Raw genomic sequence first — 3,446 nt, 5'->3', positions numbered from 1 at the left:
ATATATTCACTTAAAGGTTCAGTTTTCTATGCTTCGGAGCGTTCGTCGGCAGCTTCTGCCAGTAGCAGCCGTTCGCGGTGGCTGATCTGAATGACCGGCTCTGGGTCGACAGCTGACCGAAGGCATCAAGGTCAAGCCGCGTGACTTCCGCTAGAAAGCACGCAAAGGTCCGCTCGACTGATGTCCTCGCCTGCCGAATTGCGAGTTCAGCGGCGGCGGCCACGGTCCCGCACCTTGGTGATTTCGGGGTGCCTTTCGGCCTTCGCTGCCGACACCGGACGGTCGCGGTCCGTACCACGCTCCAGCACCAGCTCGTGTCGGCCATCAGCTCGCTCACGCGTGCGCGCCACCGAGAAGCGCCGGCCTTTGTCCAGCGAGGAGGCAATCATGCCTTCCAGCCGCGATGCAACCAGCGCCGCTGAGACGGGATTATGAGCCAGATAGGCCGATGCGAGCGCCCTGGCCGCAATCAGCTGCGATTGCGCCGCGCGGAGATCAGGGTCGTCGGCGCGCTCGCGCGGACTGCCCCGCCGAAAGCGCTCACTGAGCGGCAGACTGCCGGAGCGATCCCGCGCTTTTGGCGCGGCTTCCTCCCGCTCGACGGGCGCTGCAGGTTTTTCTCGGCCTTGCTCGGCCTGTCGGTCGGCGACCCATCGCTTGCGCGGGCGCTTACTGCCCTCGGCGCGCTCGGTGCCGTCCTCGCGCAGCAGGATCGAGTCGCCAACCTCGATCCGCTCGCGCGCTAATGCGGCGGGCAACCCAGCGCCCCAAGCGCGTCGGATCCGCCCGTCGCCGAGCTGCAGGTCAATATAGGGACTGGGGCGCTGGCCTGGCCGGCCATTGAACGGCGCCTCACCGGTCTCGAGGATGATGCCGGTCACCCCCGCCCGGAAATCACCCGGCGACCTTTGCTTTTCCACCGGTTTGCGCTGGCTTGAGTGCGTCCCGTTCACCGCCGAGCGCCCGTCGTGCGAGCGCGGATGTGCGACATCAACGCCGTGCTCCCGCGCCTCCTGCTCGACCATGCGGTGAAAGCGGTCGCTGCCTGAAACATCGATCCTCGCCCATCCCCGATGCTGTGCGATGTCGAGCAGATCCCGCACCACGGCTGCGCTTTCGGTGGCAACGATCAGCCGATGACCGAGATCACGGATGGTGGGCGCGGCATCATGCGCTGTCTCGAACAGCCGTTGTTCGCGGCGCAGCCCACGCTCTTCGATAAAATATCGCTGGCCGACATGGTCGGGCATGTCGCCAACGAGCCGGGACCGGGCTCGCGCGCCAGGCTCAGCATCGGGCGCGATCGCGCTGTCGCCGCTGTCCTCCGCCGGTGCGACGGCGATATCATCCTGCGCCATGCTCATGCCTCCCGGTCGAGCAGATCGACGATGCCGAGCTGGCGGGCGATCACGTCCTGAACGATCTGCGCGGCCTCGTCGACGTCGAGGCGATCCGCTTGCAGCAAGGTGACAGTGTCGAGGTCGAGATCCTGCGGATCGAGAGCGAGCGGTTGGTCGCCCGCAATGACATCCGGGGTCATGGTCATCTCCTGCGGTTGGTGGTCGTCCGCTTTCGGACGGCGTTCGATAAGGCGCGGAATAGGCGTGAGTGCGCGTTTCATCACGGGCGGTGCTGGCAGCAGCCGGCGCGTCAATTCGCGGCGGCGATAATAGAAGATCTTGCCGGCCAGGATCGGGGGAATGCCGCCGCGCAGGATGAGCATCTTCTCCTTGGGCAGCTGCATCAGCTCCTGGGGCAGCATCAAAGCCCGCCGGTGATCCGCCTCGGACTGGCTGCGGTTGGCGAGAAGGCCATGGATGGTGCGGCTCTTGGAGACGGACTTGGTCGTATAATAGCCAAGCCGTTCGGACAGTTCGTTGGCCACGCGCAGCTCCTTCGGCGTGAACGCAATCTCGAGGCCGCAATTGGTGACGATATTCTCGGCTTCGTCATGGCCGTAGATGGCGCGGAGCTGGGCGCGGCTTTGGATGACGAGGAGCAGGCGCAGGCCGTAGGTTGCGATATAGGCGATGCTGCTGGCGATGGTGGTGGCGCGCCCGAGGCGGGCGAACTCGTCGAGCAGGACCAGCACCTCGACCGGTTGCCGGTGGGTGGCGGGATCGCGGGTGTTGAGGTCGACGAGTTGCTGGAAGAGCAGATTATAGAGCGGCGCGATCCGCTCGATATTGTCCGGCGACACGCCGAGATAGATCGACAGGCGCCGGCTGCGCAGATCGCGCAGGTCGAAATCGCTCTCCGAGGTCGCGTCATCGACATAGGGGTTGAGCCAGAGATTGAGCCGGCCGGTGATCGTCTGCTTGATCGAGGCGAAGGTGTTGTCTGAGGCAGAGGTGAAGTCGGCGATCGCGCTCGCGCAGGCCTGCGACAGCGGATCGCCCGCGGCGTCGCGCTCGCGCACCAGCCGTGGCAATCGTACCTTGGGGTCGCCATTGGTGAGGTGGCGGTAGATTTCTCCGATCGTGAAGGGCAGGTCAGGGGTCGCCGCGACATAGCCGCCGATCCCGACGAAGCCGACGCGCGACGCCTCGGTCCAGAACGGATCGCCGCGCTCGGGGGCCGGAAACAGCATGACGGAGATCTTCTGCAGCTCGTTGACCACCTCGATCGGATTGGTCCGGTCGATATAGCTGAACGGATTGTAGCGCGCGGTCCGACAGCCTGTGTCGAGCGGATCGAACAAGAACACCTGCTGGCCCTGCCCTGCCCGAAAGCCTGCCGTCAGATCCCAATTTTCCTTCTTCACATCGAGTACGACGACCGAATCGCGCCAGTTGAGCAGATTGGGAATGACGACGCCGACACCCTTGCCGCTTCGGGTCGGCGCCTCGAGCAGCGCATGTTCGGTCCCGCCGAAGATCAGATAGCGGCCACGCTGGCGGCCGAGAATGATGCCATGATCATCGCGCAGCCCCTCGCGGCGCAGTTCGGCCTCGCGCGCAAAGCGCGCCTCGCCATAGAGCGAGGCGCGCCGCCGCAGCATCGTTGCGATGAGGATCGCGACGGTGCCGCCCGACAGGAGCAGGCCGCGGGTGAACCAGGTCCGGACCGTCGGATCATGCCGATAATACCAGAAGAAATAGGGGACGCGCTCGATGCGCAGATGCGGCGAAAGCTGACCGAGTCCGAACAGCGCGACCAGCATCCCGGTGGTCGCAACCGCGGCGAGCATGGCAGCGACCCCGAGCGCGATGAGAATGGCGCGGGTTCTAGGGGTTGTGGGGATTTAGGATTCACATTTTTGGGGAGATGTGATTCACACTTTGGATGGAACGCTTCGTACTGACCGACGCCCAGTGGGCAAAGATGGAACCGCATTGTCTGGGTAAGCCGACCGACCCGGGACGAAGCGGGAGGAACAACCGTCTATTTTTGGAGGCAGTGCTATGGATTGTCCGGACGGGCAGTCCATGGCGTGATCTGCCGAC

The 3,446-nt window shown here is 64.7% G+C and carries 3 protein-coding genes; 1 reads left to right on the top strand and 2 read right to left on the bottom strand.

The window, feature by feature from the left end:
• Window positions 1-206: 206 nt before the first annotated feature.
• Complete coding sequence (locus WP12_RS23260) at window positions 207-1,358, bottom strand: LPD7 domain-containing protein (protein ID WP_052730125.1); 1,152 nt, start codon at window positions 1,356-1,358, stop codon at window positions 207-209.
• 2 nt (window positions 1,359-1,360) lie between these two features.
• Window positions 1,361-3,190 (bottom strand): type IV secretory system conjugative DNA transfer family protein, encoded by a 1,830-nt coding sequence (locus WP12_RS00275; protein ID WP_046191772.1) that lies wholly within the window; start codon window positions 3,188-3,190, stop codon window positions 1,361-1,363.
• Between the two features lie 95 nt (window positions 3,191-3,285).
• Here WP12_RS00275 and WP12_RS23775 point away from each other — a divergent pair.
• A partial coding sequence (locus WP12_RS23775; RefSeq protein ID WP_152663831.1) for a transposase occupies window positions 3,286-3,446 on the top strand: 161 nt, incomplete at its 3' end.

The sequence above is a fragment of the Sphingomonas sp. SRS2 genome, from assembly GCF_000971055.1.
In the GTDB taxonomy this organism is placed as follows: Bacteria; Pseudomonadota; Alphaproteobacteria; order Sphingomonadales; family Sphingomonadaceae; genus Rhizorhabdus.
The sequence above is the reverse complement of the archived record's forward strand: the minus strand, read 5'-3'. Positions and strand labels throughout refer to the sequence as shown.

Coding starts and splice junctions, on each gene's coding strand:
- WP12_RS23260 (WP_052730125.1), bottom strand. CDS start 1,358: ATGGCGCAGGATGATATCGCCGTCGCACCGGCGGAGGACAGCGGCGAC.
- WP12_RS00275 (WP_046191772.1), bottom strand. CDS start 3,190: ATGCTCGCCGCGGTTGCGACCACCGGGATGCTGGTCGCGCTGTTCGGA.